The sequence below is a fragment of the Streptomyces sp. NPDC028991 genome, assembly GCF_055564775.1.
On record NZ_JBVHVP010000001.1, the window covers coordinates 560,271 to 573,002 of the forward strand.

Consider the following 12,732-nt stretch of genomic DNA (forward strand, 5'->3'; position numbering starts at 1 on the left):
GAGTCAGAGGGGCGATTACCCCAGTGCGTGGCTCGGGGTTCTCCCGGACCGGCCGGGCCGTCAGACGAGGAAACGTACGAATCCAGTCCAGGCGGCACGCCCGACGACGACCACCGGGCCGCCGGTCACCTTGCTGTCCCGGACGGGCACGAGGCCGGGGACTCCGTCGGCGACCTCCAGGCATTCCTCGCCGCCGTTGCCGCCGCTGTAGCTGCTCTTGCGCCAGCATGCGTTGGTCAGGTCGTACCCGCGCATCGTCTGTAGCCTTCCGCCGCCGCCTCGATCATGGCCAGGGACGCGTTCAGTGTCAGTGCTGCGGCCCTGAGAAGATCGTAATCCGCACGCACCTGCTTCACTACTGCCGGATCGTCCAGCAGATTGCCCGACAGCACGGCCTCTGTATAGACGGTCGGGGGTGCATCGTCGAACTCCATCAGTCTCGTCAGCTTGCCCATCTGCGGATGAGCCCCGGCGGAGAAGGGCACTACCAGGACCAGGGCCCTGCGGCTGTGTACCGTCTCCGCGATGTGCTCGAGTTGCTCGGCCATCACTGCGGGCGGTCCGACCTGAACGCGGAGTACGGCCTCGTGCAGAAGCACCCAGTACACGGGCCGTGCGGCGTCCTTGAGGAGCCGCGTCCGCTCCATGCGGAGGCCGACCATCTCCTCTACGTACTCGTCCGGGGAGAGCGGGTTGCTTGCGAAATAGATGGCGCGAGCGTACTCCGGCGTCTGCAACAGCCCGGGCACGACTGAAGGCGCCCACTCGCAGATGCCCGTCGCCAGCCGCTCCAGCTCCGCGGCGTGCGCGAAGTACTCCGCGAACCGCTGCTCCTTGATGAGCTTGCGCCAAAGCCGTTCGAAAAAACCGTCGGTTTGTAGTGACTCGTCAATCCGCTGAGCCACATCCAACTGCGGTTTCCGAATTGCCTGTTCGAACTGTCCGATGTAACCCCCGGACACGAAAACCCGAGCCCCAAGCTCCACTTGGGTGATTCCCGCGTCCTCCCGCCGACGTTTGAGTTCCGTTCCGAAGAACTCCCACGCCGCCTGCCGCGAACCATTGGCCATAACCAACCACCCTGTACTGAACCGCACTTGTAGTGCACGTACTCCTGCCGAGTGTAGTCACGACGCGGCATTCTGGGGACACGAAGCGTGAAACCGTAAAGGGAAGGGGAGCACGGTGGAAGCACCACACTCGGCGCTCTGCGTCGAAGAAGCGGAGGACACGGTGAAAGAATTGCGCGCAGCACTCGCGGAGGCAGGAATTACTCTTCCCTCCCTCGGGCTCGACCCGGTGAGTCTTGCGCGGGAGGCACCCTGTCCACTCGTCGAATTGGGGCGGTGTTCCGTCGAGACCGCGCAGCGGCTCGCGGCGGCGCTGCGATGATGCCGCCGATCGGGTCCTACGCCGTCGACACCCGCAGCGGACGGGTCGGCGTCGTCATGGGGCACGAGGGGCCGTACGTGCAGATGCGCCCGTACGGCGGGGGCCGGGAGTGGGACGCCGAGCCGGGTGACGTACGCCACGCCACACCGTCCGAGCGGCTCAGCGCGGCGACGGCGTACACCAACGCCCGAAGCCGTGGCGAGGTGCCTTGAAGGATGCGCGAGAATGGGCCCCATGAGTCTGTTCCGCGACGACGGCATCGTGCTGCGCACCCAGAAGCTGGGTGAGGCGGACCGGATCATCACGTTGCTCACGCGCGGTCACGGACGCGTACGCGCCGTGGCTCGCGGGGTGCGGCGGACGAAGTCGAAGTTCGGGGCGCGGCTGGAGCCGTTCTCGCACGTGGACGTGCAGTTCTTCTCCAAGGGGAGCGAGCTGGTCGGGCGCGGGCTGCCGCTGTGCACGCAGAGCGAGACCATCGCGCCGTACGGCGGCGGGATCGTCACCGACTACGGGCGGTACACCGCCGGGACGGCCATGCTGGAGACGGCCGAGCGGTTCACCGACCACGAGGGCGAGCCGGCGGTGCAGCAGTACCTGCTGCTGGTCGGCGCGCTGCGGACCCTCTCCCGGGGCGAGCACGCGCCGAACCTCGTGCTGGACGCGTTCCTGCTGCGCTCCCTCGCCGTGAACGGGTACGCCCCGACCTTCGGCGACTGCGCGAAGTGCGGCCTGCCCGGTCCGAACCGGTTCTTCTCGGTCGGCTCGGGCGGCTCCGTCTGCGCCGACTGCCGGGTGCCCGGCAGCGTCGTGCCCTCGCCGCAGGCCCTGGAACTGCTCGGGGCGCTGCTCACGGGAGACTGGGAGACCGCGGACGCGTGCGAGCCGCGGTACGTCCGGGAGGGCGGCGGGCTGGTGTCCGCGTACCTGCACTGGCACCTGGAGCGCGGCCTGCGCTCCCTGCGATACGTAGAGAAATCCTGAAGGAGACGAGAGACACATGGCCGTACGCGGGTTCCTGGGGCGTCAGCGCCGGGACTACAGGACGCCGGAGCCGCACCCGTCCGGCGCGCGGCCCCCGAACCTCGGTGAGCTGGTACCGGAGCATGTGGCGATCGTCATGGACGGCAACGGGCGCTGGGCCAAGGAGCGCGGGCTGCCCCGCACCGAGGGGCACAAGGTCGGTGCCGAGCGGGTGCTGGACGTGCTCCAGGGCGCGATCGAGATGGGCGTGCAGAACATCTCCCTGTACGCCTTCTCCACCGAGAACTGGAAGCGGTCGCCGGACGAGGTGCGCTTCCTGATGAACTTCAACCGGGACTTCATCCGCAAGACCCGCGACCAGCTCGACGAGCTGGGGATCCGGGTGCGCTGGGTCGGGCGGATGCCCAAGCTGTGGAAGTCGGTCGCCAAGGAGCTCCAGGTCGCCCAGGAGCAGACCAAGGACAATGACCGGCTCACCCTGTACTTCTGCATGAACTACGGCGGGCGCGCCGAGATCGCCGACGCGGCGCAGGCCCTCGCCGAGGACGTGCGGGCGGGGCGGCTCGACCCGTCGAAGGTCAACGAGAAGACGCTCGCGAAGTACCTGTACTACCCGGACATGCCGGACGTGGACCTGTTCCTGCGGCCGAGCGGGGAGCAGCGGACGTCGAACTACCTGCTCTGGCAGAGCGCGTACGCCGAGATGGTGTTCCAGGACGTGCTGTGGCCCGACTTCGACCGCCGCGACCTGTGGCGGGCCTGCCTGGAGTTCGCCTCCCGGGACCGCCGCTTCGGCGGCGCGATCCCGAACGAGGAACTCCTCGCCATGGAGGGGACGGAAGGCTCCAGCCCGTCCGGCGTTTGAGGACGAGGCCGTTCAGGCCGACAAGAGGGCCCGGGGCGAAGCCCCGGCCCCACGGCTCAGCCGCCGGAGGCACCCGCGCAGTCCTCGCAGGTGCCGAAGATCTCCACCGTGTGCGCCACGTTGACGTAGCCGTGCTCGGCGGCGATGGCCTCCGCCCACTTCTCGACCGCGGGGCCCTCGACCTCGACCGCCTTGCCGCAGGCGCGGCAGACCAGGTGGTGGTGATGGTCGTCGGTGGAGCAGCGGCGGTACACGGACTCGCCGTCGGCGGTGCGCAGGACGTCGACCTCGCCGGCGTCGGCGAGGGATTGCAGGGTGCGGTAGACCGTGGTGAGCCCGACCGAGTCGCCCTTGTGCTTGAGCATGTCGTGGAGCTCCTGAGCGCTGCGGAACTCCTCGACCTCCTGGAGGGCCGCCGACACGGCGGCCCGCTGCCGGGTGGCGCGGCCCTTCACGGGCGGTCCAGCGGTCGTCACCGGGTTCCTCCTCACGTCTGCCGTCTGCGGCTTGCCGGGCCATTGTGCCAGCCCGGCCGGCCGGCAGTCAGACGCCGACCTCGTCGATGGCCCCCCTGGTGGCCGGAATCTTGCACTCCGCCGGATCCGCGGCGGCCTGCGCCAGGGTGACCGCCCGCGCGCGTCGCCGGGCCATCGGCGCCGCCAGCGCGGTGAGCAGGACGAACGCGCCGATGGTGAGCAGCACGATGGTCGCGCCGGGCGGTACGTCCTGGTAGTACGACGTGACCGTGCCGCCGATCGTCACGCTGACGCCGATCGCGACGGCGACCGCGAAGGTGGCGGCGAAGCTGCGGGTGAGCTGCTGGGCGGCGGCCACCGGGACCACCATCAGCGCCGACACCAGCAGCAGGCCGACGACGCGCATCGCGACCGTCACCGTCACCGCCGCCGTGACGGCCGTCAGCAGGTTCAGCGCGCGCACCGGCAGGCCGGTGACCCGGGCGAACTCCTCGTCCTGACTGACCGCGAACAGCTGGCGGCGCAGGCCGAGGGTGACCAGGACCACGAAGGCGGCCAGCACGCAGATCGCCGTGACGTCGGACTCGCTCACCGTCGACAGCGAGCCGAAGAGGTACGAGTTGAGGTTGGCGTTGGAGCCCGTCGGCGCGAGGTTGATGAACATCACGCCGCCGGCCATGCCGCCGTAGAAGAGCATGGCGAGGGCGATGTCGCCGCGGGTCTTGCCGTACCAGCGGATCAGCTCCATGAGGACCGCGCCGAGCACGGCGACCAGGGTGGCCATCCACACGGGGGACCAGGTGAGCAGGAAGCCGAGGCCGACGCCGGTCATCGCCACGTGGCCGATGCCGTCGCCCATGAGGGCCTGGCGGCGCTGGACCAGGTAGATGCCGACGGCGGGGGCGGTGATGCCGACCAGGACGGCGGCCAGCAGTGCCCGCTGCATGAAGGCGTAGTTCAGGATTTCCATGGGGGCCTTCTCAGCTCAGCAGTCCTGTGCGGATCGGTTCGGCGCCCGCCGGTGCGTGCGGGTGTACGTGGTCGTGGCCGGGCAGCGCGTGCTGGCCGACCGCCTCGGGGGGCGGGCCGTCGTGCGTGACACAGCCGTCGCGGAGCACCACGGCCCGGTCGATCAGGGGCTCCAGGGGGCCCAGCTCGTGCAGGACGAGCAGGACGGTGGAGCCGGTGGAGACCTGCTCGCGCAGGGTCGCGGCCAGCACCTCCTGGCTGGCCAGGTCGACGCCCGCCATCGGCTCGTCCATGATCAGCAGCTCGGGTTCGGCGGCGAGCGCGCGGGCGATCAGTACGCGCTGGTGCTGGCCACCGGAGAGGGCGTTCACCGAGTCCTTGGCCCTGTCCGCCATGCCGACCAGCTCCAGGGCCCTGCGTACGGCCTCGTGGTCGGCCTTGCGCAGGACGCCGAAGCGGGCCCGGGAGAGCCGGCCGGCGGAGACGACCTCGGTCACCGTCGCGGGGACGCCGCCCGCGGCCGTGGTGCGCTGCGGGACGTAGCCCACGCGCGCCCAGTCGCGGAAGCGGCGGCGCGGGGTGCCGAAGAGCTTGACCTCCCCGGCCGTCACCGGCACCTGGCCGATGACGGTGCGCACGGCCGTGGACTTGCCCGAGCCGTTGGCGCCGAGCAGCGCCACGACCTCGCCGCTTCCCACGGCGAGGTCGATGCCGCGCAGGACGGGGCGTGAGCCGAGTTCGGCGCGGACTCCGCGCAGCGAGACGACGGGCTCGTTGACGGGCTCGCTCATGCCGCCCTCCGGTGAGTTGATCATTTGGCTCCCAGGGCCGTTCGCAGGGCCTTGAGGTTGGCTTCCATGACCTGGAAGTAGTCGTCGCCGCGGGACTTGTCGGTGATGCCCTCGAGCGGGTCGAGGACGTCCGTCTTGAGGTTCGCGTCCTTGGCGACCGTCTTCGCGGTCTTGTCGCTGACGAGCGTCTCGTAGAAGACCGTGGAGACGCCGTCGGCCTGGGCCATCTTCTCAAGCTCCTTGACCCGGGCGGCGCTGGGCTCGGACTCGGGGCTGAGGCCGCTGATGGCCTCCTCGGTCAGGCCGTAGCGCTCGGCGAGGTAGCCGAAGGCGGCGTGCGTGGTGATGAAGACCTTGCTGTCCGTGTCCCTCAGGCCGGTCTCGAACTTCGTGTTCAGGTCGCCGAGCTTCTCGACCAGGGCCTCGGTGTTCTTCTTGTAGTCGGCGGCGTGGTCGGGGTCGGCCTTCTCGAAGGCCTTGCCGACGCCCTCGGCGACCTCGGCGTACTTGACCGGGTCGAGCCAGATGTGGGGGTCCTCGCCACCGGCCTCGGCGCCGTGGTCGTGGCCGTGCTCCTCCTCGGCGTGCTCTTCACCGGCGTGCTCGTCCTCGTGCTCGGGCGCGTGGCCGCCGACCTCGGTGCCGTGCTCCTCCAGGGAGGTCAGCGTGGCCGCGTCGATCTTCGTCTTGACGCCGGACTGGCCGATGGCCTCGTCGACGGCGGGCTGGAGACCCTTGAGGAAGAGCGCCGCGTCGGTCTCCTCGAGCTGGGCGCGCTGCTTGGTGCTGAGCTCCAGGTCGTGCGGCTCCTGGCCGGGCTGGGTGAGGCTGTTGACGTTGACGTGCTCGCCGCCGATCTGCTCGGCGAGGAAGGCCATGGGATAGAACGACGCGACGACGTCGAACTTGTCCGTGTTGCCCGCCGCCGCGCTGTCGCTGGAGCAGGCGGAGAGGGTCCCGAGACCGAGCGCGGCGGCCGCGGTGACTGCTATGCCGGATATGTGGCGTCGTCGTACGTTCATGGCATTCATTTTCAACAAATATGGAAACCGTTGTCAACAAACGGGCGGTTCGGAGGGCGGGCGGCCAGGTGGGCCCCCGATTTGGTTGAGGGGCAGTCCACGCCGGTAACCTGAGGCATTCTCTGGAAGCATCTCGCTTCGTCGCCCGTCGTCGTAATGAAGAGAGCACCGTGGCCGCCGACAAGATCGACACCATCGTCAGCCTGAGCAAGCGCCGTGGCTTCGTATTCCCGTGCAGTGAGATCTACGGCGGTCAGCGCGCCGCCTGGGACTACGGGCCGCTGGGTGTCGAGCTCAAGGAGAACCTCAAGCGCCAGTGGTGGCGCTACATGGTCACCTCGCGCGAGGACGTCGTCGGTCTCGACTCGTCCGTGATCCTGGCCCCCGAGGTCTGGGTGGCCTCCGGCCACGTCGCCACCTTCACGGACCCGCTGACCGAGTGCACCTCCTGCCACAAGCGGTTCCGCGCGGACCACCTGGAGGAGGCCTACGAGGAGAAGAAGGGCCGCGCCCCGGAGAACGGCCTCGCGGACCTCAACTGCCCCAACTGCGGCAACAAGGGCACCTTCACCGAGCCCAAGCAGTTCTCCGGTCTGCTCTCCACGCACCTCGGCCCGACCCAGGACAGCGGCTCCGTCGCCTACCTGCGGCCCGAGACCGCGCAGGGCATCTTCACCAACTTCGCCCAGGTGCAGACCACGTCGCGCCGCAAGCCGCCGTTCGGCATCGCCCAGATGGGCAAGTCCTTCCGCAACGAGATCACGCCCGGCAACTTCATCTTCCGCACCCGCGAGTTCGAGCAGATGGAGATGGAGTTCTTCGTCAAGCCGGGCGAGGACGAGAAGTGGCAGGAGTACTGGATGGAGCAGCGCTGGAACTGGTACACCGGCCTGGGCATGCGTGAAGAGAACATGCGCTGGTACGAGCACCCGGCCGAGAAGCTCTCCCACTACTCCAAGCGCACCGCCGACATCGAGTACCGCTTCTCCTTCGGCGGCAGCGAGTGGGGCGAGCTGGAGGGCGTCGCCAACCGGACGGACTACGACCTCTCCTCGCACGCCAAGGCCAGCGGCCAGGACCTCTCCTACTTCGACCAGGAGGCCGGCGAGCGCTGGACGCCGTACGTCATCGAGCCGGCGGCCGGTGTCGGGCGCGCGATGCTCGCCTTCCTGCTCGACGCGTACATCGAGGACGAGGCCCCGAACGCCAAGGGCAAGCTGGAGAAGCGCACGGTGCTGCGCCTCGACCCGCGCCTCGCGCCGGTGAAGGTCGCCGTCCTGCCGCTGTCCCGCAACCCGGAGCTGTCGCCCAAGGCGAAGGGGCTCGCCCAGGCGCTGCGGCAGAACTGGAACATCGACTTCGACGACGCCGGTGCGATCGGGCGCCGTTACCGGCGCCAGGACGAGATCGGTACGCCGTTCTGCGTGACCGTCGACTTCGACACGCTCGACGACAACGCGGTGACCGTGCGGGAGCGGGACACCATGAAGCAGGAACGCGTGTCGCTGGACCAGATCGAGGGGTACCTCGCGTCGAGGCTCGTCGGCTGCTGACGTCCGTCGCGCTCGCCGGGCCAGGGGGTTCCGTCCCCCTGGACCCGGCCTACGCCCACCCGCCACCCGACCCGGTCGGCCGGCGGGTGGGCGTTTTCGCCGGCCACGTCGTCTCCCGGCCGCGGGTGATGGCGTGGCTGCGGCGGAGCTTCGCCGGGTCGTTCGCGGCGCTGGGGGCGAAGCCGGCGTTCGCGGCCCGGTGAGGGGGCGTCAGCGGCCCTGAAGGGCCTTGACGTTGTCGCCGAAGGTCCAGTTCTTCGAGCCGTCCCAGTTGATCGACCAGGTCATCAGGCCCTTGAGGGCGCCGTTGTAGTGGTTCCAGGCCTGGGCGACCTGGGACGGCGCCATGTGGCCGCCGCCCGCGCCGGGCTGGGCGGGCAGGCCCGGTACCTGCTTGTCGTACGGAACGCGGATCGTCGTGCCCTGGACGACCAGGCCCTTGTCCAGGCAGTCGGTCTGGGCGGTGAAGCCCCGCACCGTGCCCGCCGGGTAGGAGTCGCCGGAGCAGCCGTACATGCTGCCGTTGTAGTACTGCATGTTGAGCCACCACAGGCGGCCGTTGTCGGCGTACTTCTTGATGACCGGCAGGTACGCGCCCCAGATCGAGCCGTAGACCACGCTGCCGCCGGTGACGTAGGCGGTCTCCGGGGCCATGGTGAGGCCGAAGCCGGACGGCATGCGGGCCAGGACGCCGTCGATGATGCGGATCAGGTTGGCCTGGGACGGGGACAGCTGGTTGATGTTGCCGCTGCCGACCAGGCCGGTCTCGATGTCGATGTCGATGCCGTCGAAGTTGTACTTCTTGAGGATCGGCACGATCGTGTCGACGAAGCGGTCGGCCACGGCGGCCGAGCCGAGGTCGATGCCGGCCGTCGCGCCGCCGATGGAGAGCAGGAGCGTCTGCCCGGACGCCTTCGCCGCGCACATCTCGGCCGGGGTCGCCACCTTCACGTCCCGGTCCATGCCGTCCTCCCACAGGGCCGTTCCGTCGGAGCGGATGACCGGGAAGGCCGCGTTGATCACGTTGTAACCGTGGGCGGCGATGCGGGAGTCGGTGATCGGGGTCCAGCCGAAGGGCGGATGGACGCCGTTGGCGGCGCCGTCCCAGTTCTCCCAGTAACCCTGGAGCACCTTGCCGGTGGGCTTCGGCTTCACGGCGCAGGTGTCGGCGGACGCGGGAGCGGCGGACGCGGTGGCGATCCCCAGTGGGGCGAGGACGGTGGCCGCGAGCGCGGCGGCGAGCGGGCGGAGCTTGCGGCGGATCATGCCGGGCCTCCCGGTGGGGGTGCGGTGAGGTGTCGTAGACATGACAGTGCTGTTGGTCCAGACCTTTCGTCAAGAGGTCTGGACCAGAAAGGCCTTGGCGTCTCAGGCGACCGTCCGGGGCAGGCGCAGGCTCAGCAGCCCGGTCAGCACCACCGTCACCAACTGGACCGACAACGTGGCGATCAGGGCATCGCGCATGCCCAGATCCGGGGTCAGGGAAAGGAACAGGGTGCCCAGCGTCGCCACGCCGAGGGCCAGCGCCGACTGCTGGGTGGTGATCATGACGCCGCTGCCGACGCCCGCGCGGACCGGCGGGACCTCCGACAGGACGATCCGGAAGACCACGGGGAGCTGGAGCGCCTGCCCGGCACCGGCGACCGCCGCGCCCGGGAGAAGTTCCACCAGGCCGAGGTCCGGCCAGGAACGCCAGGCGGCCAGTGTCATCAGGGCCAGGCCCACGCCCTGGAGGACGGCACCGGCCGGCACCACTCGGGTGCCGTACCGGGCGACCAGCCGAGGACCGGCGAGGGAGACGAGGAAGAACACCACCGCCAGCGGCGCCAGGGCCAGCCCCGCCTCCACCGGGCCCAGGCCCGCGCCTTGCTGCAACGCCACCGCGATCACGAACATGAAGCCGCTGAAGCCGATCGAGAACGGCACGATCAGCAGCAGCCCGCGCCGCAGCGAGGTGATCGCGAACAGGCTCGGTGGGACCAGAGGCGTACGGCCCGCGCGGTCGGCCCTGCGCTCCACCGCGTAGAACGCCGCCGCCAGGAGGGGGAACGCCGCCAGCGACAGCCACGTCCACGGCGGCCACCCGGCCGCCCGGCCCTCGGTGAGGGGGACGAGGAGCGCGAGGAGCGATGCCGCCAGCAGGAACGTGCCGGGAACGTCCACCGGTTCAGGACGCGGGGAGCGGGTCTCCGGGACCGCGCGGACGGCCAGGAGCAGGCCCGCCAGGACGACCGGGACGTTCACCAGGAAGACGGAACGCCACCCCGTACCGGCCAGGTCGGCGGCCACGAGTACGCCGCCCAGGATCTGGCCGGCCACCATCGACAGGCCTGCCGTGGCTCCGTACAGGCTCATGGCCTTGGCGCGCCGGGTGCCGGACGTGGTCGCCTGGATGGTGGCCAGCACCTGCGGCAGCATCGCGGCGGCCGAGGCACCCTGCGCCACCCGCGCCGCCACCAGCGACCAGGCGTCCGGCGCCAGCCCGCACGCCAGGGAGGTCAGTCCGAAGGCCGCCATGCCGCCCAGGAACAGCCGCCGCCGGCCGAACAGGTCGCCGAGCCGGCCGCCGAGGACGAGCAGGACGGCGTAGGCCACCCCGTATCCGGCGACGACGAGTTCCAGGACGGCCTCGCTCGCGGACAGGTCCGCTCCGATGGTCGGCAGGGCGACGTTGACGATGAAGAAGTCGACGAGGGGGAGTGCCGCGGCCAGCAGCACCGTGAACAGCCCGAGTCCGCCGAGCGCGGGCGGCGGCGGGGCGGCCGGACGGACGGGACGGGAAGGGACGGTCGTTTCGGTCACGGAGACGAGACTGCGGTGGTTGTCAGAGTGGTACCAGAGTGTCCTTGTCCTGGTAGAAGAAGTACCTGGCAACAGGGTCCGGGGCGCGGCACCCTGGAAGCATGACGACGACAGCCCAGGAGACGGTCCCCCGCCCCCGGCCCCGGGACCCGGGCTCGGAGGTCCGGCGGCACGAACTCGCCGCCTTCCTGCGCAGCCGCCGCGAACGCATCGCCCCCGAGCAGGTCGGGCTGCCCCGCGGCCGTCGGCGCCGTACACCGGGGCTGCGGCGCGAGGAGGTCGCCCAGCTCTCGGCCGTCGGCGTCACCTGGTACACCTGGCTGGAGCAGGCCCGTGACATCCAGGTCTCCGTGCAGGTCCTCGACGCGCTCGCCCGCGCCCTGCTGCTCGACCCCACCGAGCGCGCCCACCTCTTCCAACTGGCCGGAGCGGTCGACCCGACGCCGGCGACGGCCTGCCCGTCCGTCACGCCGGCGCTGCGCGCGGTGCTGGAGCAGTTCGAGCCGTACCCCGCCTGCGTGCAGAACAGCCGGTACGACATCCTCGCCCACAACCGCACGTACGGACTGCTGCTGTGCGACCTCGAGACCGTGCCGCCCGAGGACCGCAACTGCATGGTCCTGAGCTTCACCCACGACGAGTGGCGCTCCTCGATCGTCCATCTGGAGGAGACCCAGCGGGTGATGGCCGCCCGGTTCCGCGCGTCGATGGCCGGTCACCTCGGCGAGCCCGCCTGGAAGGTGCTGCTCAAGCGGCTGAGCGCCCAGTCGCCCGAATTCCGGCAGGCCTGGGACCGGCACGAGGTCGTCGCGCACCGCGGCAAGCGCAAGGAGTTCCTCAACCGGTACGTCGGCCGGGTCCGCGTCGACCACACGGACCTGTGGCTCGGCCCCGAGGCCGGACCCAGGATGGTGACCTACGCGCCGGCCGACGAGACCTCCCGGGAACGGCTGGAGAGGCTGCACGCGATCGCTCTGGAGCGCGGGCCGACATCGTCGGGGTGAGTGCCCGAAGTGCGGGAACCCGGAGAAGTGCGGAAGGTGATGTTCCAGGGTTTCCACAGCTTGCACAAGCTTGCACAGGCGAGGACGAACAGTCATGGCTGAGCAGAAATCGGCGCAGACGCTCCCGAGGCCGCTGCACGCGGCCGCGTCGGCGCTGCGGAAGGTTCCGGGCGCCGGGACGGTCGGCAGGGCCGCCGAGGGCACGTTGGACAGGATCGGGGCCGTGTCGCCGCGCGGGCGGCGCGCGCTCGTGTACACGGGGGCCGGGGTGCTGGGCATCGCCGGGTTGGTGGAGTGGCCGGTGGCGGCCACCGGGGCGGCGGTGGCGTGGCTGACGCGGCCGCGGCCGCAGGCGTCGCCGGAGGCGGAGGCCGCGCGGGTGCTCCAGAACGGGGCGAAGGAGTCGGGCGGTGGTGGGGACCGCGGTTCGGCGAAGGCCGGTACGGCGGAAACGCGTACGGCCGGAACGGGTTCGGCGAAGAAGAGCCCCGCGCGGCGGAGCCCCGCCAAGAAGACCGCGACACAGACCGCCACCCGGAAGAGCCCCGCGACGAAGAGCCCCGCGACGAAGGGCGCCGCGAAGACGGGCCCCGCCAAGAAGACCGCGGCGAAGAGCACAGCGGCGACGAGCAACGCGGCGAAGAGCACCGCCAAGAAGGCCGCCGCGAAAAGCACCGCCGCGAAAAGCACCGCCGCGGAGAGCACCACCGCGAAAAGCGCGGCGAAGAAGAGCGCGGCCAAGAAGAGCGCGCCCAAGAAGAGTTCCGCCAAGAAGAGCACCGCGAAGAAGGCCACGTCCGGTCCTGCCCGTGGTACGTCCTCCCGCAGCCGGAGCAAGAAGACGGCCGCGTCCACACGAAAGGCGGGCTGAGAG

At 70.4% G+C, this 12,732-nt stretch carries 15 protein-coding genes and 1 pseudogene; 8 read left to right on the top strand and 8 right to left on the bottom strand.

What is annotated here, in order from left to right; all coding sequences use genetic code 11:
* Window positions 1–60: 60 nt before the first annotated feature.
* Together ACZ4V1_RS02435 and ACZ4V1_RS02440 are read right to left on the bottom strand one after the other, a co-directional pair.
* On the bottom strand, window positions 61–255 hold the full coding sequence (locus ACZ4V1_RS02435; RefSeq protein WP_468328273.1) for a DUF397 domain-containing protein: 195 nt from the start codon (window positions 253–255) through the stop codon (window positions 61–63).
* On the bottom strand, window positions 237–1,070 hold the full coding sequence (locus tag ACZ4V1_RS02440; RefSeq protein ID WP_468328275.1) for a helix-turn-helix domain-containing protein: 834 nt from the start codon (window positions 1,068–1,070) through the stop codon (window positions 237–239). The genes ACZ4V1_RS02435 and ACZ4V1_RS02440 overlap by 19 nt, the downstream gene beginning before the upstream one ends.
* A 115-nt stretch (window positions 1,071–1,185) precedes the next feature.
* Between ACZ4V1_RS02440 and ACZ4V1_RS02445 the strand changes: the two genes are divergently transcribed.
* The 4 genes from ACZ4V1_RS02445 to ACZ4V1_RS02460 are packed head-to-tail and all read left to right on the top strand — an operon-like array spanning window position 1,186 to window position 3,241.
* Window positions 1,186–1,392 carry a hypothetical protein gene (locus ACZ4V1_RS02445; RefSeq protein ID WP_468328277.1) on the top strand — a complete coding sequence of 69 codons (207 nt, stop codon included), beginning with the start codon at window positions 1,186–1,188 and terminating at the stop codon, window positions 1,390–1,392.
* Window positions 1,389–1,604, top strand: a complete 216-nt coding sequence (locus ACZ4V1_RS02450) for a hypothetical protein (protein WP_468328279.1) — start codon at window positions 1,389–1,391, stop codon at window positions 1,602–1,604. The genes ACZ4V1_RS02445 and ACZ4V1_RS02450 overlap by 4 nt, the downstream gene beginning before the upstream one ends.
* A 22-nt stretch (window positions 1,605–1,626) precedes the next feature.
* Entirely contained in the window at window positions 1,627–2,376 is a 750-nt protein-coding gene (gene recO, locus ACZ4V1_RS02455; protein ID WP_468328281.1) for a DNA repair protein RecO, read from the top strand.
* Window positions 2,377–2,392: 16 nt separating this feature from the next.
* Window positions 2,393–3,241, top strand: a complete 849-nt coding sequence (locus tag ACZ4V1_RS02460) for an isoprenyl transferase (RefSeq protein WP_468328283.1) — start codon at window positions 2,393–2,395, stop codon at window positions 3,239–3,241.
* 56 nt (window positions 3,242–3,297) lie between these two features.
* Here ACZ4V1_RS02460 and ACZ4V1_RS02465 read toward each other — a convergent pair whose 3' ends face one another.
* The 4 genes from ACZ4V1_RS02465 to ACZ4V1_RS02480 all read right to left on the bottom strand — a co-directional run bounded on the left by ACZ4V1_RS02465 (window position 3,298) and on the right by ACZ4V1_RS02480 (window position 6,499).
* Window positions 3,298–3,717, bottom strand: a complete 420-nt coding sequence (locus tag ACZ4V1_RS02465) for a Fur family transcriptional regulator (protein WP_468328285.1) — start codon at window positions 3,715–3,717, stop codon at window positions 3,298–3,300.
* Between the two features lie 67 nt (window positions 3,718–3,784).
* Window positions 3,785–4,687, bottom strand: a complete 903-nt coding sequence (locus tag ACZ4V1_RS02470; protein ID WP_468328287.1) for a metal ABC transporter permease — start codon at window positions 4,685–4,687, stop codon at window positions 3,785–3,787.
* Window positions 4,688–4,697: 10 nt separating this feature from the next.
* Window positions 4,698–5,501 carry a metal ABC transporter ATP-binding protein gene (locus ACZ4V1_RS02475; protein WP_468328289.1) on the bottom strand — a complete coding sequence of 268 codons (804 nt, stop codon included), beginning with the start codon at window positions 5,499–5,501 and terminating at the stop codon, window positions 4,698–4,700.
* On the bottom strand, window positions 5,498–6,499 hold the full coding sequence (locus ACZ4V1_RS02480; protein ID WP_468328291.1) for a metal ABC transporter substrate-binding protein: 1,002 nt from the start codon (window positions 6,497–6,499) through the stop codon (window positions 5,498–5,500). Before ACZ4V1_RS02480 ends, ACZ4V1_RS02475 begins: the two co-directional genes overlap by 4 nt.
* A gap of 170 nt (window positions 6,500–6,669) precedes the next feature.
* On the opposite strand from ACZ4V1_RS02480, the gene ACZ4V1_RS02485 reads away from it, so the two are divergent.
* Both ACZ4V1_RS02485 and ACZ4V1_RS02490 read left to right on the top strand, forming a co-directional pair.
* Entirely contained in the window at window positions 6,670–8,052 is a 1,383-nt protein-coding gene (locus ACZ4V1_RS02485; protein ID WP_468328293.1) for a glycine--tRNA ligase, read from the top strand.
* A 104-nt stretch (window positions 8,053–8,156) separates the two neighbouring features.
* Window positions 8,157–8,255: pseudogene (locus tag ACZ4V1_RS02490) on the top strand (LysE family translocator); the annotation flags it as partial.
* A gap of 7 nt (window positions 8,256–8,262) precedes the next feature.
* Here the strand turns inward: ACZ4V1_RS02490 and ACZ4V1_RS02495 are convergent.
* The gene (locus ACZ4V1_RS02495) at window positions 8,263–9,318 is read right to left on the bottom strand and encodes a chitinase (RefSeq protein ID WP_468328934.1); all 1,056 of its coding nucleotides are present in this window, start codon (window positions 9,316–9,318) and stop codon (window positions 8,263–8,265) included.
* A 102-nt stretch (window positions 9,319–9,420) separates the two neighbouring features.
* Window positions 9,421–10,854, bottom strand: coding sequence for an MFS transporter (locus tag ACZ4V1_RS02500; RefSeq protein WP_468328295.1), 1,434 nt, complete (start codon window positions 10,852–10,854; stop codon window positions 9,421–9,423).
* A 101-nt stretch (window positions 10,855–10,955) separates the two neighbouring features.
* On the opposite strand from ACZ4V1_RS02500, the gene ACZ4V1_RS02505 reads away from it, so the two are divergent.
* Together ACZ4V1_RS02505 and ACZ4V1_RS02510 are read left to right on the top strand one after the other, a co-directional pair.
* Window positions 10,956–11,858 (top strand): MmyB family transcriptional regulator, encoded by a 903-nt coding sequence (locus tag ACZ4V1_RS02505; RefSeq protein ID WP_468328297.1) that lies wholly within the window; start codon window positions 10,956–10,958, stop codon window positions 11,856–11,858.
* 94 nt (window positions 11,859–11,952) lie between these two features.
* Window positions 11,953–12,729, top strand: a complete 777-nt coding sequence (locus ACZ4V1_RS02510; RefSeq protein ID WP_468328299.1) for a hypothetical protein — start codon at window positions 11,953–11,955, stop codon at window positions 12,727–12,729.
* The last annotated feature ends 3 nt before the right edge of the window (window positions 12,730–12,732 follow it).

Bases quoted from the DNA above. Each gene is read 5' to 3' on its own strand.
- ACZ4V1_RS02435 (WP_468328273.1), bottom strand. From the start codon at position 255: ATGCGCGGGTACGACCTGACCAACGCATGCTGGCGCAAGAGCAGCTAC.
- ACZ4V1_RS02440 (WP_468328275.1), bottom strand. From the start codon at position 1,070: ATGGCCAATGGTTCGCGGCAGGCGGCGTGGGAGTTCTTCGGAACGGAA.
- ACZ4V1_RS02450 (WP_468328279.1), top strand. From the start codon at position 1,389: ATGATGCCGCCGATCGGGTCCTACGCCGTCGACACCCGCAGCGGACGG.
- recO (WP_468328281.1), top strand. From the start codon at position 1,627: ATGAGTCTGTTCCGCGACGACGGCATCGTGCTGCGCACCCAGAAGCTG.
- ACZ4V1_RS02460 (WP_468328283.1), top strand. From the start codon at position 2,393: ATGGCCGTACGCGGGTTCCTGGGGCGTCAGCGCCGGGACTACAGGACG.
- ACZ4V1_RS02470 (WP_468328287.1), bottom strand. From the start codon at position 4,687: ATGGAAATCCTGAACTACGCCTTCATGCAGCGGGCACTGCTGGCCGCC.
- ACZ4V1_RS02475 (WP_468328289.1), bottom strand. From the start codon at position 5,501: ATGATCAACTCACCGGAGGGCGGCATGAGCGAGCCCGTCAACGAGCCC.
- ACZ4V1_RS02480 (WP_468328291.1), bottom strand. From the start codon at position 6,499: ATGAACGTACGACGACGCCACATATCCGGCATAGCAGTCACCGCGGCC.
- ACZ4V1_RS02495 (WP_468328934.1), bottom strand. From the start codon at position 9,318: ATGATCCGCCGCAAGCTCCGCCCGCTCGCCGCCGCGCTCGCGGCCACC.
- ACZ4V1_RS02505 (WP_468328297.1), top strand. From the start codon at position 10,956: ATGACGACGACAGCCCAGGAGACGGTCCCCCGCCCCCGGCCCCGGGAC.
- ACZ4V1_RS02510 (WP_468328299.1), top strand. From the start codon at position 11,953: ATGGCTGAGCAGAAATCGGCGCAGACGCTCCCGAGGCCGCTGCACGCG.